We start from the raw sequence: 15,750 nt of genomic DNA, 5'->3' as shown, positions 1-15,750 counted from the left end.
TCCGGCGAAAGGGGCGGTCGTACGTCGCAACGAGCCGCGGATCGGGGAGCGGTGGACGCGGCAGCGTCGTGCACGAAAGGCGGGAGCAGGGCGGGATGAACCCCGTGAGATCCCGCGGCGTGCGGACGAACGGCGCTGATGCGTACGGCCAAATCGCGTGGTCCTGGCTGTCGTTGCTACAGCCAAGCCTTGCGGAGGTGCGCGGAGCCCGACCGGACGAAGCGCATCGTCAATCCGTGAGGTGACGGAGGCAAGCAGGAACTCGTCTCCGGGGAGAGCGCGCCATACGCCGTCAAACATCGCGCAGGGAAGGCCGGACGTTTCGGCTTCACCTGTTGATCCGTTGTGCATTGCGTGTGCATCTCATCGCACGACGGATTTTGGGTGCCAGCCGGCGCCCGGCCTTCCCTGCGCCCTTTCGCTATGAGGGCGTGAAGCGGAGAGCAAAGCTCGGGCGGAAACGCCGCGAGGATGCAAAGGTGTGTCTATTGAACAAAGGACTCGCGCCCCGGACGCAGCGCAGCGGACCGGCGATGCGCAGCATCGTCCGGGGTGGTGCGCTGCAGAGCCGGGGCCCACCTTGCCGCGTGCCGTGCGGCTCCTGGGTCCCGGCTCGGCGCCACATCGCTTGCGCGATGCCGCGCCGTCCGGGACACGGAGGCCTTCGCCATGAAGGGGAGAGAGCGCGCGCGCCTATCCCGCCCCCGCGCGCTTCTTCTGCCAAACGAGGTGCACGGCGCAGGTGCAGCCCGGCGGATGCGAAGCGAGGTCTTTCGAGGTCTCGTCGTTGGCCGGCGTGGCCGCAAAGGCCTTGTCGCTGTCTTCGCGCGACGGGATGTAGTTCAGCACCGGCGCGAGCCAGCGCTCGGCTTCCGCGACGCTCATGCCCTTGCGCGCGGCGTAATCCTCGACCTGGTCGCGCTCGATCTTGCCGACGCCGAAATAATAGCTTTCGGGGCTGGCGAAATAGAGCCCGGACACAGAGGAGCCCGGCCACATCGCAAAGCTCTCGGTCAGCTTCACGCCGCAGGTTGCTTCCGCATCGAGCAGCTCGAACAGCGTCGCCTTCTCGGTGTGGTCGGGCTGCGCGGGATAGCCCGGCGCGGGGCGGATGCCCTGATACTTCTCGAGGATCAGCTCGTCGTTGGAGAGCGTCTCGTCCGGCGCGTAGGCCCAGAACTCGCGGCGCACGCGGGCATGCATGCGCTCGGCGAAGGCCTCGGCGAGACGGTCGGCCAGCGCCTTGCACAGGATCGAGGAGTAATCGTCATTGGCCATCTTGAAGCGATCGGCGACCGCATCCTCGCCGATGCCTGCCGTGACGACGAAGCCGCCGACATAGTCGGGCACGCCCGCGGGCGCGACGAAGTCGGCGAGCGCCGCGTTGAAGCGGCCCTCGCGCTTCTCGAGCTGCTGGCGCAGCGTGTGCAGCGTCGCGATCTTCTTGGTCCGGCTCTCGTCGGCATAAACAGCGATATCGTCGCCGTCCGCGTTCGCCGGCCAGAAGCCGATCGTCGCGCGCGCCCGGAACCACTTTTCCTTGACGATGGTGTCGAGCATTTTGCGCGCGTCGTCATAGAGCGAGCGCGCGACCTCGCCGACCTTGGAATCGTCGAGGATGGCGGGGAAGCGCCCCGCAAGTTCCCAGGTCTGGAAGAACGGGGTCCAGTCGATGCAATCGACCAGCTCGGAGAGATCGTAGTCGTCAAAGCTGCGGATGCCGAGGAAGGTCGGCTTCACCGGCTTGCTCTTGGCAAAATCGACCGGCACCCGATTAGCGCGCGCTGCCGCGAGCTTCAGGCGCTTCTTGTCGGCCTGCGCGCGCAGATGCGCGTCCGAAATTTTGGCATATTCGGCGCGCACCTCGGCGGCATAGGCTTCGCGCTTCTCGGGCGAGAGCAGCGAGGAGGCAACGCCGACGGCGCGGCTGGCGTCGTTGACATGCACGACGGGGCCGGCGCGATAGCTCGGGTCGATCTTGACTGCGGTGTGCACGCGGCTCGTGGTGGCGCCGCCGATCAGGAGCGGCAGCTTGAGGCCCTCGCGCTGCAATTCGCCGGCGAAGAACGCCATCTCGTCGAGCGAGGGCGTGATCAGGCCGGAGAGGCCGACGATGTCGGCCTTCTCCGCCTTCACGGTCTCGACGATCTTGGCGGCGGGCACCATCACGCCGAGGTCGATGACCTCGTAATTGTTGCACTGGAGCACGATGCCGACGATGTTCTTGCCGATGTCGTGGACGTCGCCCTTCACGGTCGCGAGCACGATCTTGCCCGCGGAGGAGGAGCCTTCCGTGCCGATGCCGTTCGCGGCGTTGCGCGCCTTCTCTTCCTCCATGAACGGCATCAGCCAGGCCACCGCCTGCTTCATCACGCGCGCGGACTTCACCACCTGCGGCAGGAACATCTTGCCGTCGCCGAAGAGGTCGCCGACCACGTTCATGCCGGCCATCAGCGGGCCCTCGATCACGTCGAGCGGACGCGAGGACGCCTTGCGGGCCTCTTCGGTGTCCTGCTCGATGAACTCGGTGATCCCATGCACCAGCGAATGCGACAGCCGCTTCGCGACCGGCCATTCGCGCCAGGCGAGATCGGCCTCCTTGGTCTGGGTCTTGTTGCCGCGGAATTTCTCGGCCAGCGCCAAGAGACGCTCAGACGCGCCCGGGTCGCGGTTGAGCACGACGTCCTCGCAAGTTTGGCGCAGCTCGGCATCGATGTCGTCATAGACGATCATCTGTCCGGCATTGACGATGCCCATGTCCATGCCGGCCTTGATGGCATGATACAGGAACACCGAGTGCATCGCCTCGCGCACCGGCTCGTTGCCGCGGAACGAGAACGACAAATTGGAGACGCCGCCCGAGATGTGGGCGCCCGGCAGGTTCTGGCGGATCCAGCGCGTCGCCTCGATGAAGTCGACGCCGTAATTGTTGTGCTCCTCGATGCCGGTCGCGATCGCGAAGACGTTCGGATCGAAGATGATGTCCTCGGGCGGGAAGCCGACCTTGTTCACCAGGATGTCGTAGGCGCGCTTGCAGATCTCGGTCTTGCGCGCGAACGTGTCGGCCTGGCCGACCTCGTCGAACGCCATCACGACCACAGCCGCGCCATGACGGCGGGCGATCTTGGCCTCAAAGATGAACTTCTCCTCGCCTTCCTTCATCGAGATCGAGTTGACGATCGGCTTGCCCTGCACGCATTTCAGGCCGGCTTCGATCACCGAGAACTTGGAGGAGTCCACCATCACGGGGACGCGGGCGATATCGGGCTCGGCGGCGACGAGATTGAGGAACGTCACCATCGCGGCCTCGGAGTCGAGCAGGCCCTCGTCCATGTTGACGTCGATGATCTGCGCGCCGTTCTCGACCTGGTCGCGCGCGACCTGCAGCGCCGCCGTGTAGTCGCCGGCCGTGATCAGCTTGCGGAAACGGGCGGAGCCGGTGACGTTGGTGCGCTCGCCGACGTTCACGAACGGGATCGCGTCGGTCAGGATGAAGGGCTCGAGGCCGGAGAGCCGCAGGCGCGGTTCGATCTCCGGCACGATGCGCGGCTTGTGCGGAGCGACGCTAGCCGCGATCGCGGCGATATGCTCCGGCGTGGTGCCGCAGCAGCCGCCGACGATGTTGACGAGGCCGGACGCAGCGAACTCGCCGACCAGGCGCGCCATATACTCCGGCGTCTCGTCATACTGGCCGAATTCGTTGGGCAGGCCGGCGTTTGGGTAAGCACAGACCAGCGTGTCGGCGACGCGGCCGATATCGGCGATATGGGCGCGCAGATCTTCGGCGCCAAGCGCGCAGTTGAAGCCGATGGTCACGGGCTTGGCGTGCCGCACCGAGTTCCAGAACGCCTCCGGCATCTGGCCCGAGAGCAGGCGGCCGGACTTGTCGGTGATGGTGCCCGACACCATCACGGGCATGTCGATGCCGCGCGCTTCGGTGATCTCGGCGATGGCGTAGAGCGCCGCCTTGGCGTTCAGCGTGTCGAAGATGGTCTCGACCAGCAGCAGATCAACGCCGCCGTCGAGCATGCCGTTGATCTGCTCGCCATAGGACTTGCGCAGATCGTCGAAGGTGACGGCGCGGTAGCCGGGATTGGAGACGTCGGGCGAGATCGAGGCGGTGCGGTTGGTCGGGCCGATGGCGCCGGCGACGAAGCGCGGCTTGCCGTCCTCGGCCTCGACGCGGCGTGCGGCGTTGCCGGCGAGGCGGGCGCCTTCGCGCGCCATCTCGTAGACGATGTCGGTGAGGTCGTAATCGGCCTGCGCGATCGAGGTGGTCGAGAAGGTGTTGGTGGCGACGATGTCGGCGCCGGCGCGCAAATACGCCGCGTGAATGTCCTCGATCGCCTGCGGCTGGGTCAGGATCAACAGATCGTTGTTGCCGCGGAGGTCACGATGAAAATCCCTGAAGCGCTCGCCGCGGAAGGCGGCCTCGTCGAACTGGAGGTTCTGGATCATCGTGCCCATGGCGCCGTCGAGCACGAGAATGCGCTCGCGCGCGGCGTTCAGCAGGGCAGTACGTTTCGCGGAAACAGGTACGGTCATGTTGTCTCAGGCCGCTTTCTGGGCGCTCTTGGCGCGGATGCCGAGCAAATGGCTGATCGCGAACACGAGATCGGCGCGGTTCATGGTGTAGAAGTGGAAGGTGTCGACGCCGTGCTTGGCGAGCTTCTGCACCTGGCCGGCCGCGACGGTGGCGGCCACCAGCTTGCGGGTCTCGGCGTCCTCGTCGAGGCCCTCGAATTTCGCGGCGAACCAGTCCGGGACGGTGGTGCCGGCACGGGTGACGAAATTGCGGGCCTGCTTGAAATTGTGCATGGGCATGATGCCCGGGACGATCGGGATGTTGATGCCGCGGGCGCGGACGCGGTCGAGATAGCGGAAGTAGAGGTCGTTGTCGAAGAACACCTGGGTGATAGCGCGGGTCGCGCCGGCGTCGACCTTGGCCTGCAGCGTGTCGATATCATCATCGAAGTCGCGCGCTTCGGGATGCTTCTCGGGATAGGCCGACACGGACACTTCGATATCGCCGTGCCGTTTCTTGATCCCGGCGACGAGGTCGGCCGAGCTCTGGTAGCCGTCGGGATGGCTGGCATAGGGCGTGCCGATGCCGCCGGCGGGATCGCCGCGCAAGGCCACGATGTGGCGGACGCCGACCTCGTGATAGCGATCGACGATCTCGTCGATCTCGCCGCGCGAGGCGCCGACGCAGGTCAGGTGCGCCGCCGGCAGCAGCGCGGTCTCTTTCAGGATGCGGGCAATGGTCGAATGGGTACGCTCGCGGGTCGAGCCGCCGGCGCCATAGGTCACCGAGACGAATTTCGGGTCGAGCGGGGCGAGCCGGTTGATTGTCTCCCAGAGATTGCGCTCCATATCTTCCGTCTTGGGCGGAAAGAACTCGAAGGAGATCGCAGGCCGCTTCATGTGCCCGTCTTGCCCGTTGGCTCGGGCAGGAATCGTCAGATCGGTCATGGCACCACTCGCTCCAGATGTGTCGCCAGATCCTGGCGGCCGACGGTCAGGTCCAGCTTGGGAGAGCCCAAGATAGGGCAAAGGCGGTCCGATCGACAGCCCATCAGAGATGGGAAATGGCCCACTTCTGTCAACAATAGATGAATTATTGAGCGCCAATCGATTTGAGTGGGATGCCGGTGATTCAAAAATAGATTAGTTATTTCAATGAATTGACGAGAAGTTGAGGGCCGGCAGAAGCGGGCGCAGTGGGTGGGCACTATGAAGGAGGTGCTGTATGGACTTCTTTTGGCCCACCGCCTTGCTTCGGTCGACTGCACGGGCTCGCGGCCTGCACACGCCAGATCTGCGCAGCTGCCCCATTGTCGCCGCGCGGTCCTCCACTAGGTTAGCGCGCCATGATCCCGCTCTCAGTCCTCGACCTCTCCGTCGTCACCACAGGCACCAGGCCCGCCGCGGCGCTGCGCAACAGCATCGACCTGGCGCGCCATGTCGACGGGCTCGGCTATGTCCGCTACTGGCTCGCCGAGCATCACAACCTCGCCTCGGTCGCGAGTCCCGCGCCAGACGTCATGATCGGCCAGATCGCGGCGGTGACGAAGCATCTCCGCGTCGGCTCCGGCGGGGTGATGCTGCCCAATCATGCGCCGCTGGTGGTAGCCGAGCGCTTCAAGATGCTGGAGGCGCTGTTTCCCGGCCGCATCGACCTCGGCCTTGGCCGCGCGCCCGGCACCGACGGCGCCACCGCCTATGCGCTCCGGAGCCGGCTCGACCGCCGCGAGGGCGATGATTTCCTGGAGCGGCTGCACGAGCTGATTCTGTGGGAGACCCGCGAATTTCCCGCGGGGCACCCCTACCACAACGTCGTCGCCATGCCCGACGACACCAGACTGCCGCCGATCTGGCTGCTCGGCTCCAGCGATTATTCCTCGGAATTGGCCGCACAGGTCGGCATGGGCTTCGCCTTCGCCCATCACTTCGCGTCCCATGACGCGATCGACGCGATGGTGCATTACCGCAACCGCTTCCAGCCCTCGGCCTGGCGCGCGAGCCCGCACGCGATCCTCGCGGTTGCCGTCGTCACCGCCGATACCGATGAGGAAGCCGAAAAGCTCGCCAGCTCGTTCGATCTCAACCGGCTGCGGCGTGATCGCGGTCAATATCTGCCGCTGCCGAGCGTCGAGGAGGCGCTGGCCTATCCTTATTCCGACTCCGAGCGCACCTCGATCCTCCGCAACCGCTCACGCCTGTTCGTCGGCAGCCCCGCGACGGTGCAGAAGAAGCTGCAGCCGCTGATCGACGCGAGCAAGCCGGACGAGCTGATGGTGATCACGGCGGTGTACGATCACGAGGCGCGGAAGAGGTCGTATTCGCTGCTTGCCGAGGCGTTTGGGCTTAAAGCGACCGCGTAAGAACTATCGTGCCCCGGACGCAGCGCAGCGCTCCTTCAGCGGTGCGCTGCAGAGCCGGGGCCCATCGCGCCCCCCGGAGATCGCAACTTTCTGGGTCCCGGCTCGCGCTTCGCGCGTCCGGGACACGAGACTAATCCTGCTTCGACTCACTGAAAGTGGCCCGGAACGGATGCCCCGGATACACGCCGACGATGCGGAATTCGCGCGAGAAGAATTTCAGTTCCTCGATCGCGAAGGCGAGGCCGGTGTCATCGGGGTGGCCGTCGACGTCGGCGTAGAACTGCGTGGCGAAGAAATTGCCGTCGACCATGTAGCTCTCGAGCTTGGTCATGTTGACGCCGTTGGTGGCAAAGCCGCCGAGCGCCTTGTAGAGCGCGGCCGGCAAATTGCGCACCCGGAACACAAAAGTCGTGACCAGCGGGCCGGAGCCTTGGGCGGCCCATTTCGGCTCGCGCGCCAGCACCACGAAGCGCGTGGTGTTGTGCGCCTCGTCCTCGATGTCCTCGGTGAGGATGTCGAGGCCGTAAATCTTTGCGGCGAGGCGCGAGGCGATCGCGGCCACCGTCTTGTCGTTGCGCTCGGAGATGTCGCGAGCGCTGCCGGCAGTGTCGGCATGCACGATCGGCTTGATGCCGAGCTTGCGGATGATGCGCCGGCACTGGCCGAGCGCGTGCACATGGCTCTCGACGCTCTTGATGTCGTCGAGCTTGGTGCCCTTCACCGCCATCAGCTGATGCCGAACGGGGAGAAACCATTCACCGATGATGAAGAGGCCGGAGGCCGGCAAGAGGTGATGGATGTCGGCAACGCGGCCGGCGACCGAATTCTCGATCGGGATCATGCCGAGATCGGCCTCGCCGGAGGAGATCGCCGACAGCGCGTCCTCGAAGGTGGCGCAGGGCATCGGCTCGGCGTCGGGATAGGCTTCGACGATGGCGATGTGGGAATTGGCCCCGGGCTCGCCCTGGAATGCGATCTTCATCTTGCTCATGTCTTAAAAGTGCTCCTGGGTCGGCCTTGTAACAGCGGCTCAGGATTTGGAAAGGATGCTGCGGGCGGTTTCCAGGTCCGCCGGCGTGTCGACCCCGCGGGGGACGGTGTCGACGATGGTGAAGTCGATGCGCATTCCCGCCTCGAGCGCCCGGAGCTGTTCGAGCTTCTCCTGCAATTCCAGCGGCGAGGGCGGCAGCGAAACGTAACGCTCCAGCGCGGCGCGGCGATAGGCGTAGAGGCCGATATGGTGGTAGCGCGGTCCGTCGCCGGTCGGCGCGGTCGCGCGGGTGAAATAAAGTGCACGCATGCGCTTGCCGCCGAGCGAGGTTCCGATCGCCTTCACGACGCTCGGGGCGAGGTCCTCCTCCTCGGTATGGATCTGCGAGGCCAGTGTCGCGATGTCCACGGCCGGGTCCTGCAGCGGCGGCAGCACCTCGCGGATGTTGTCGATCGTGATCGTCGGGAAATCCCCCTGCAGATTGACCACGATCTCGGCCTTGCCGTCCGGATCGAGCTTCTGCATGGCCTCGTGGATGCGGTCGGAGCCGGAGGGGTGTGTGGGGCTGGTCATCACGGCTTCGCCGCCATGGGCCGTCACGACCGAAGCGATCTCGGGCGTATCGGTCGCGACCGCGACCCGGCCGATCCCGGCGGCCTCGGCGCGGCGCAGCACGTGCACGATCATCGGCAATCCCGCGATATCGGCGAGCGGCTTGCCGGGCAGGCGGGTGGCGGCCATGCGGGCCGGGATCAGCACCAGGATGCGAGGATCGATCATCGGGTTCAAAGGTCTGGGGTCAAGAGCCTGGAAACGGGGCGTTTTCCGCGCCGGGAAATGGGGTGGGGACGGGCCGAAAGCCGGGTCGCTTATACGGGTTGCCAGACCCCGGGCAAACCGATATCTCAATGGCAAAACTCGGGGAAACGATAGGGAACGCTTGATTCTCCCGAGGCTCGTCCTGGCGGCCGCCCGGCCGCTCGATTCTTCTTGCGGTGTGGGGCCTGGCCGGAAATGGACTCTTTCGAACTCAATAAAATTCTCGGTGCCGTGCTCGGCACCTGTCTCCTTCTGCTGGTGACGAGCTTCACCGCCAATGCGCTGTTCACGCCGAAGCCGCTGGAGAAGCCGGGTTTCGAGATCGCCGTGAAGGAAGATGCCGGCCACGGCAAGGAAGGCGGCGCTGCCGCCGCGGCCTCCGAGCCGATCGAAAAGCTGCTCCAGACCGCCTCCGTCGAAAAGGGCGCCTCCGCCGCCAAGAAGTGCGGCGCCTGCCACACGTTCGAGAAGGGTGGCCCGAATCGCGTCGGTCCGAACCTCTATGGCGTCGTCGGCGAGAAGAGGGGCGAGGGTCGTGGCGGCTTCAATTTCTCCGCTGCCATGAAGGGCAAGGGCGGTACCTGGACGTTCGACGACCTCAACAAGTTCATCGCCAATCCGAAGGGCTTCATCCCGGGCACCGCGATGGGCTTCGCCGGTATCGCCAAGGATTCCGAGCGCGCCGACGTCATTGCCTATCTGAACTCGCTGTCGGAGCATCCTCAGCCGCTGCCGACCGCGTCGAAGTAAGGCCTCAAGAACCCGATCTTGGAATATGCGGCCAGGCTGAAAAGCCTGGCCGTTTCCTTATCCGGGCCTCGCGGCGAGTTTATCGGGGCGTTTGGCCGCATCAGACAGGCCGTTCGGCCTTCCAAGATGAGGAAAAAGCAACATATTCGGTCGAAACCTCGCCTATATTGGGACCTTAAAGGAGTAGCCTCCTTCAAGACAGGACTATTGATTTGGCCATTACCCGACGCGATCTCCTGCTCACCGGCACTGCGGCCGCAGCGCTCCCCGCCCTCGGTTCCGTAGCGGGCCTTTCCGTCGTCGGCAGTGCCGAGGCGCAATCGGCGAATGAGCTACCGTGGCGCCACGCGTTGTCGCTGTTCGGAAAGGTCAAGTACCCCGCCGACTTCAAGCGCTTCGACTACGTCAATCCGGAAGCGCCCAAAGGCGGCGTTGCGCGCCAGATCGCGGTCGGCACCTTCGACAATTTCAACATCGTCGTGTCGGGCGTGAAGGGGCAGGTCGCAGGTGCCGTGGCATTCATCTACGAATCCCTCACGACGCCCTCGCTCGACGAAGTCTCGACCGAATACGGCGCGCTGGCCGAGGCCGTCAGCCATCCGGACGATTTTTCGTTCGTCACCTACCGCTTGCGGTCGCAGGCCAAATGGCACGACGGCAAGCCTGTCACCGCAGATGACGTGATCTTCTCGCTCGATGCCTTCAAGAAGCACCACCCGATGTACTCGGCCTATTACAGCCATGTGGTGAAGGCCGAGAAGCTCGGCGAGCGCGAGGTGAAGTTCGTATTCGACGCGCCGGGCAACCGCGAGCTGCCGCAGATCGTGGGGCAACTCACGGTCCTGCCGAAGCATTGGTGGGAGGGGACCGACGCGCAAGGCCGCAAGCGCGATGTCTCCGCCACCACGCTCGAAGTGCCGCTTGGTTGCGGCCCCTACAGGGTCAAGGAATTCGTTGCAGGACGGTCGATCGCGCTGGAGCGCGTCAAGGACTATTGGGGCCGCGACCTCGCCTCCAATGTCGGCCGCAACAATTTCGACGAGCTGCGTTACGAATATTTCCGCGACGCCACCGTCGCGATCGAGGCCTTCAAGGCCGACCAGGTCGATTGGCGCACCGAGAACAGCGCGAAGAACTGGGCGACCGCCTACGACTTCCCGGCCGTGAGCGAAAAGCGCGTGATCCTCGAGGAGTTCGCCAATCGCAGCTCGGGCGTGATGCAAGCGTTCGTGCCGAACCTGCGCCGCGCCAAGTTCAGCGACCCCCGCGTGCGGCGTGCGCTCAACTATGCGTTCGACTTCGAGGAGATGAACAAGCAGATCTTCTACGGCCAGTACAAGCGCATCAGCAGCTATTTCGACGGCATCGACGAGCTCATGGCAACCGGCTTGCCGCAGGGCAAGGAGCTCGAGATCCTCGAGACCGTTCGCACCCAGGTCCCGCCCGAAGTCTTCACCACGGCCTACACCAATCCGGTCGGCGGCAGTCCGGAAGCCGTGCGCGATAATTTGCGCGAGGCGCTGCGCCTGTTCAAGGAGGCCGGCTACGAGGTGCGCGACCGCAAGCTGACCGACGTCAAAACCGGCGCCCAGTTCACCCTGGAACTGCTGAACTCGGATCCGAGCTTCGAGCGGATCACCCTGTTCTACAAGCCGTCGCTGGAGCGGCTCGGCATCGCCGTCAGCGTGCGGACGGTCGATCCGACCCAATACGAGAACAGGACGCGCGAGTGGGATTTCGATGTCGTCACCAACTCGTGGGGCGAGTCGCAGTCGCCGGGCAACGAGCAGCGCGAATTCTGGTCGTCCAAGACGGCTGACATCGCCGGCTCGCGCAACATTGGCGGCATCAAGAATCCGGCAATCGACAAGCTGATCGAGCGGGTGATCTACGCCAGGGATCGCGACGATCTCGTCGCCGCGACCAAGGCGCTCGACCGCGTGCTGCTGTGGAATCATTACGTCGTGCCGCAGTGGACCTATACGAAGGTGCGCACCGCGCGCTGGGACCGCTTCGGCCGGCCGACGGAAATGCCCAAATACGGTCAGTCCGGCTTCCCCTTCATCTGGTGGTACGACGCAGACAAGGCGGCGCGGATCGCAAAGAAGTCGTGAAGGACATTCCCCGCATGACGCAGATGTCACGCCGCCGCGTGCTGGCCTTGGGTGTCGGCGGCGCCGTCGGTGCGTCCCTGAATGCGCAGCTGCTGCGTGGCGCGCATGCATCGGAAGCCGGGGTTGAGGCGCACGGCATCTCGGCCTTCGGCGATCTCAAATATCCCGCCGACTTCCACCATTTCGACTACGTCAATCTCGATGCCCCGAAGGGCGGCACGTTCTCGCTCATTCCGTCGGTGCGCGCCTACAACCAATCCTACCAGACCTTCAACTCGCTCAACGCCTTCATCCTGAAGGGCGACGGCGCGCAAGGCATGGACATGACCTTCGCGCCGCTGATGGTGCGCGCGAACGACGAGCCTGATGCGATGTACGGGCTTGCCGCCAGATCCGTGCAGATATCGCCGGACAAGCTGGTCTACCGCTTCACGATGCGGCCGGAGGCGAAATTCCACGACGGCACCAAGCTCACCGCGCATGATGCGGCGTTTTCGCTGACGGCGCTGAAGACCAAGGGCCATCCGCTGATCATCGTGCAATTGCGCGACATGGTCAGCGCGGAAGCGGTCGACGATGCAACGCTCGTCGTTACCTTTGCCAAGGGCCGGGCGCGCGACGTGCCGCTCTATGCCGCGAGCCTGCCGATCTTCTCGAAGGCGTATTACGCGTCTCGCCCGTTCGAAGAATCGTCTCTGGATATTCCGTTGGGCTCGGGTCCGTACAAGGTCGGCAGGTTCGAGGTCAATCGCTACATCGAGTATGAGCGGGTGAAGGACTGGTGGGCTGCCGATCTGCCGCCCTGCCGCGGTACCTATAATTTCGATGTCGTGCGCTATGAGTTCTATCGCGACCGCGACGTCGCTTTCGAAGGATTTACCGGCAAGAACTATCTCTACCGGGAAGAGTTCACCTCGCGCATCTGGGCGACGCGATACGACTTCGCGGCCGTGAAGGATGGCCGCGTCAAGCTCGAGATCGTGCCCGACGACACGCCGTCCGGCGCGCAGGGCTGGTTCATCAACACCCGGCGCGAGAAATTCAGAGATCCCCGCGTACGCGAGGCCCTGATCGACGCTTTCGACTTCGAGTGGACCAACAAGACCATCATGTACGGCGCCTATGCCCGTACGGTGTCGCCGTTCCAGAACTCCGATCTCATGGCGAGCAACGGACCTCCGTCGCCGGAAGAGCTGAAGCTGCTCGAGCGATTCCGTGGTCAGGTTCCCGACGAGGTGTTCGCTGCGCCCTTCGAGCCGCCGGTGTCCGACGGATCGGGGCAGGACCGCGCGCTCTTGCGCAAGTCGCAGCAGCTGCTCAGCGAGGCCGGCTTTCCGATCAAGGATGGCAAGCGAATGCTGCCGAGCGGAGAGGTGTTCAAGATTGAATTCCTGGCGGAGGAGCCCTCGCTCCAGCCGCATCACGCGCCGTATATCAAGAATCTGGGCACGCTCGGCATCGAGGCGAGCCTCCGCCTCGTCGATGCCGTGCAATATCGCGCACGCGTGGAGGATTTCGACTTCGACATGACGATCCAGCGCTTCAGCATGTCGGCAACGCCCGGCGATGCCATGCGGGCGTTCTTCTCGTCGCAAGTCGCGGCAACCAAGGGCTCCTACAATCTCGCGGGCGTCGCCAGCCCGGCGATCGACGCCATGATCGAGAAGATCATGGCAGCCGAGAGCCGCGAGGAATTGACCATCGCCTGCCGTGCCTTTGACCGCTTGTTCCGCGCCGGCCGCTATTGGGTGCCGCAATGGTATAACAAGACGCACCGGCTCGCGTACTGGGATCAGTTCAGCCATTCCCAAAAGCTGCCGCGCTACGCCAACGGCGTCGGCGCTCCCGACATCTGGTGGTCCGACCGCGCCAAGGCGGCCAAGCTCGAGCAGGCGAAATAATCATGAGCGCCTATATCGCCCGCCGCATCCTGCTGATGATCCCGACGCTGCTCGGAATTCTCTTCGTCTCCTTCATCGTGGTGCAGTTCGCGCCGGGCGGACCGGTCGAACGCGTGATCGCACAGCTCTCGGGCGCCGACACCGGCGGCACCTCGCGCATTTCGGGCGGCAGCGATTTTGCGCAGCGCGCGCCGGGACAGTTGGGCGCCGGCGGCGATGCCATCAACTCGAAATATCGCGGCGCGCAGGGCCTTGATCCCGACTTCATCAAGAAGCTCGAGGCCCAGTTCGGATTCGACAAGCCGGCGCCGGAACGCTTCGCGCTGATGGTTTGGAACTTTGCCCGCTTCGATTTCGGCAAGAGCTATTTCCGCGACGTCAGCGTTCTGCAACTGATCAAGGAGAAGCTACCGGTCTCGATCTCGCTCGGCATCTGGCTGACATTGATCACCTATCTGATCTCGATCCCGCTCGGCATCCGCAAGGCGGTGAAGGACGGCACGCGCTTCGACACCTGGACATCGACCATTCTCGTGCTGGGCTATGCCATCCCCGGCTTCCTGTTCGCGATCCTGCTCATCATCCTGTTCGCCGGCGGCTCCTTCTTCAACTGGTTCCCGCTGCGCGGACTGACCTCCGACGGCTGGTCGCAATTTCCCTGGTACTGGAAGATCATCGACTATTTCTGGCATCTGACGCTGCCGCTGATCGCCATGGGGCTCGGTGCCTTCACCACCATGACGTTCCTGACGAAGAACTCGTTCCTGGACGAGATCCGCAAGCAGTACGTCATGACCGCGCGCGCCAAGGGTTGCAGCGAGGGCCGGGTGCTTTACGGCCACGTCTTCCGCAATGCGATGCTGATCGTGATCGCGGGCTTCCCCGGGACGTTCATTCACGCCTTCTTTTCGGGCTCGCTTCTGATCGAGACCATCTTCTCGCTGGACGGGCTCGGGCTGCTCAGCTTCGAGAGCGTGCTCAATCGCGACTATCCCGTGGTGTTCGGCACGCTCTACATCTTTTCGCTGGTCGGCCTCGTGATCAATCTGGTCTCCGACCTGACCTATATGTGGATCGACCCACGGATCGATTTCGAGGCGCGGGAGGTCTGATGACGATTACCGCGCCGACGCCGATCGAGACCACGACCCAGTCCCCGCTGGGTGAGGTCGTTCCGATCACGCGCAAGCCCTTCGCGCCTTCGCCGCTCAACAGGCGGCGGTGGCAGAACTTCAAGGCCAACCGCCGCGGCTACTGGTCGTTCTGGATCTTCATCATCCTGTTCGTGGTCTCGCTGTTCGCGGAGCTGATCGCCAACGATCGGCCCTTCCTGATCAAGTTCGACGGCCGGCTCTATTGGCCCGCTTTCGTGACCTATTCGGAAACCACCTTCGGCGGCGACTTCGAAACCGCGGCCGACTATCGCGATCCCTATTTGCAGAAGCTGATCAAGGACAAGAACGGCACCATCGTCTGGCCGCTGATCCGCTACTCCTACGACACCCACAATCTCGACCTGCCCACGCCGGCGCCGTCGAAGCCGACCTGGATGCTGACCGAAGCGCAATGCAAGCCGGTGGTGGAGAAGAAGGGGCTGAAGAGCTGCCGGGACCTCGAATACAACTGGCTCGGGACGGACGATCAGGGGCGCGACGTGGTCGCGCGGCTGATTTACGGTTTCCGCATCTCGGTGCTGTTCGGCCTTTGCCTCACGATCGTCTCGTCCGTTATCGGCATTGCAGCAGGAGCGGTGCAGGGATATTTCGGCGGGCGGGTCGATCTCATCTTCCAGCGCTTCATCGAGATCTGGACGGCGATTCCCTCGCTCTATCTTCTCCTGATCCTGTCCTCGGTGCTCGTGCCCGGCTTCTTCGTGCTGCTCGGCATCCTCCTGCTGTTCTCCTGGGTCTCGCTGGTCGGTCTGGTGCGGGCCGAGTTCCTGCGCGGACGCAACTTCGAATACATCCAGGCGGCGCGGGCGCTCGGCGTCTCCAACCCCGTCATCATGTTCCGCCACCTGCTGCCGAACGCGATGGTCGCGACTATGACGTTCCTGCCCTTCATCGTGTCGAGTTCGGTGATGACGCTGACGGCGCTCGATTTCCTGGGCTTCGGCCTGCCGCCGGGATCGCCGTCGCTCGGCGAATTGCTGTCGCAGGCCAAGGCCAATGTGCAGGCCCCCTGGCTTGGTTTCTCCGGCTTCTTCTCGGTCGCGAGTATGCTGTCGCTCCTGATCTTCATCGGCGAAGCCGTGCGCGACGCCTTCGATCCGCGCAAGACGTTCAGGTAAG

General features: G+C 64.3%; 10 protein-coding genes. 6 read left to right on the top strand and 4 right to left on the bottom strand.

From position 1 onward, the window contains the following. Window positions 1–693: 693 nt before the first annotated feature. A complete protein-coding gene (gene metH, locus AABA86_RS02920) occupies window positions 694–4,545 on the bottom strand; it encodes a methionine synthase (RefSeq protein WP_338305667.1) in 3,852 nt (1,283 codons plus the stop codon). 6 nt (window positions 4,546–4,551) lie between these two features. Beyond that, window positions 4,552–5,472: a methylenetetrahydrofolate reductase [NAD(P)H] gene (metF, locus tag AABA86_RS02915; RefSeq protein ID WP_338305666.1), complete on the bottom strand. Its 921-nt coding sequence runs from the start codon at window positions 5,470–5,472 to the stop codon at window positions 4,552–4,554. A 398-nt stretch (window positions 5,473–5,870) separates the two neighbouring features. On the opposite strand from metF, the gene AABA86_RS02910 reads away from it, so the two are divergent. Next, complete coding sequence (locus AABA86_RS02910) at window positions 5,871–6,884, top strand: LLM class flavin-dependent oxidoreductase (protein ID WP_338305665.1); 1,014 nt, start codon at window positions 5,871–5,873, stop codon at window positions 6,882–6,884. Window positions 6,885–7,014: 130 nt separating this feature from the next. Here the strand turns inward: AABA86_RS02910 and AABA86_RS02905 are convergent, their stop codons facing one another. After that, entirely contained in the window at window positions 7,015–7,875 is an 861-nt protein-coding gene (locus tag AABA86_RS02905; protein ID WP_212245583.1) for a prephenate dehydratase, read from the bottom strand. Window positions 7,876–7,914: 39 nt separating this feature from the next. Next, window positions 7,915–8,655, bottom strand: a complete 741-nt coding sequence (locus AABA86_RS02900) for a 3-deoxy-manno-octulosonate cytidylyltransferase (RefSeq protein ID WP_028142117.1) — start codon at window positions 8,653–8,655, stop codon at window positions 7,915–7,917. A gap of 234 nt (window positions 8,656–8,889) precedes the next feature. Between AABA86_RS02900 and AABA86_RS02895 the strand changes: the two genes are divergently transcribed. From AABA86_RS02895 to AABA86_RS02875, 5 genes are all read left to right on the top strand, one after another. Beyond that, window positions 8,890–9,444 (top strand): c-type cytochrome, encoded by a 555-nt coding sequence (locus tag AABA86_RS02895; RefSeq protein ID WP_028142116.1) that lies wholly within the window; start codon window positions 8,890–8,892, stop codon window positions 9,442–9,444. Window positions 9,445–9,656: 212 nt separating this feature from the next. Next, the gene (locus AABA86_RS02890; RefSeq protein ID WP_338305664.1) at window positions 9,657–11,558 is read left to right on the top strand and encodes an extracellular solute-binding protein; all 1,902 of its coding nucleotides are present in this window, start codon (window positions 9,657–9,659) and stop codon (window positions 11,556–11,558) included. 14 nt (window positions 11,559–11,572) lie between these two features. After that, entirely contained in the window at window positions 11,573–13,459 is a 1,887-nt protein-coding gene (locus AABA86_RS02885) for an extracellular solute-binding protein (RefSeq protein WP_338305663.1), read from the top strand. 2 nt (window positions 13,460–13,461) lie between these two features. Continuing rightward, window positions 13,462–14,571 carry a microcin C ABC transporter permease YejB gene (locus AABA86_RS02880; RefSeq protein ID WP_212245573.1) on the top strand — a complete coding sequence of 370 codons (1,110 nt, stop codon included), beginning with the start codon at window positions 13,462–13,464 and terminating at the stop codon, window positions 14,569–14,571. Continuing rightward, window positions 14,571–15,749, top strand: coding sequence for an ABC transporter permease (locus AABA86_RS02875; protein WP_028142112.1), 1,179 nt, complete (start codon window positions 14,571–14,573; stop codon window positions 15,747–15,749). The genes AABA86_RS02880 and AABA86_RS02875 overlap by 1 nt, the downstream gene beginning before the upstream one ends. Window position 15,750 lies beyond the last annotated feature (1 nt).

Source organism: Bradyrhizobium sp. TM233, assembly GCF_036247965.1.
GTDB classification, from domain to species: Bacteria; Pseudomonadota; Alphaproteobacteria; order Rhizobiales; family Xanthobacteraceae; genus Bradyrhizobium; species Bradyrhizobium ottawaense.
This window is presented reverse-complemented; position numbering and strand designations above follow the sequence as displayed.

Bases quoted from the DNA above. Each gene is read 5' to 3' on its own strand.
- metF (WP_338305666.1), bottom strand. From the start codon at position 5,472: ATGACCGATCTGACGATTCCTGCCCGAGCCAACGGGCAAGACGGGCAC.
- AABA86_RS02885 (WP_338305663.1), top strand. From the start codon at position 11,573: ATGACGCAGATGTCACGCCGCCGCGTGCTGGCCTTGGGTGTCGGCGGC.
- AABA86_RS02895 (WP_028142116.1), top strand. From the start codon at position 8,890: ATGGACTCTTTCGAACTCAATAAAATTCTCGGTGCCGTGCTCGGCACC.
- AABA86_RS02910 (WP_338305665.1), top strand. From the start codon at position 5,871: ATGATCCCGCTCTCAGTCCTCGACCTCTCCGTCGTCACCACAGGCACC.
- AABA86_RS02880 (WP_212245573.1), top strand. From the start codon at position 13,462: ATGAGCGCCTATATCGCCCGCCGCATCCTGCTGATGATCCCGACGCTG.
- metH (WP_338305667.1), bottom strand. From the start codon at position 4,545: ATGACCGTACCTGTTTCCGCGAAACGTACTGCCCTGCTGAACGCCGCG.
- AABA86_RS02905 (WP_212245583.1), bottom strand. From the start codon at position 7,875: ATGAGCAAGATGAAGATCGCATTCCAGGGCGAGCCCGGGGCCAATTCC.
- AABA86_RS02875 (WP_028142112.1), top strand. From the start codon at position 14,571: ATGACGATTACCGCGCCGACGCCGATCGAGACCACGACCCAGTCCCCG.
- AABA86_RS02900 (WP_028142117.1), bottom strand. From the start codon at position 8,655: ATGATCGATCCTCGCATCCTGGTGCTGATCCCGGCCCGCATGGCCGCC.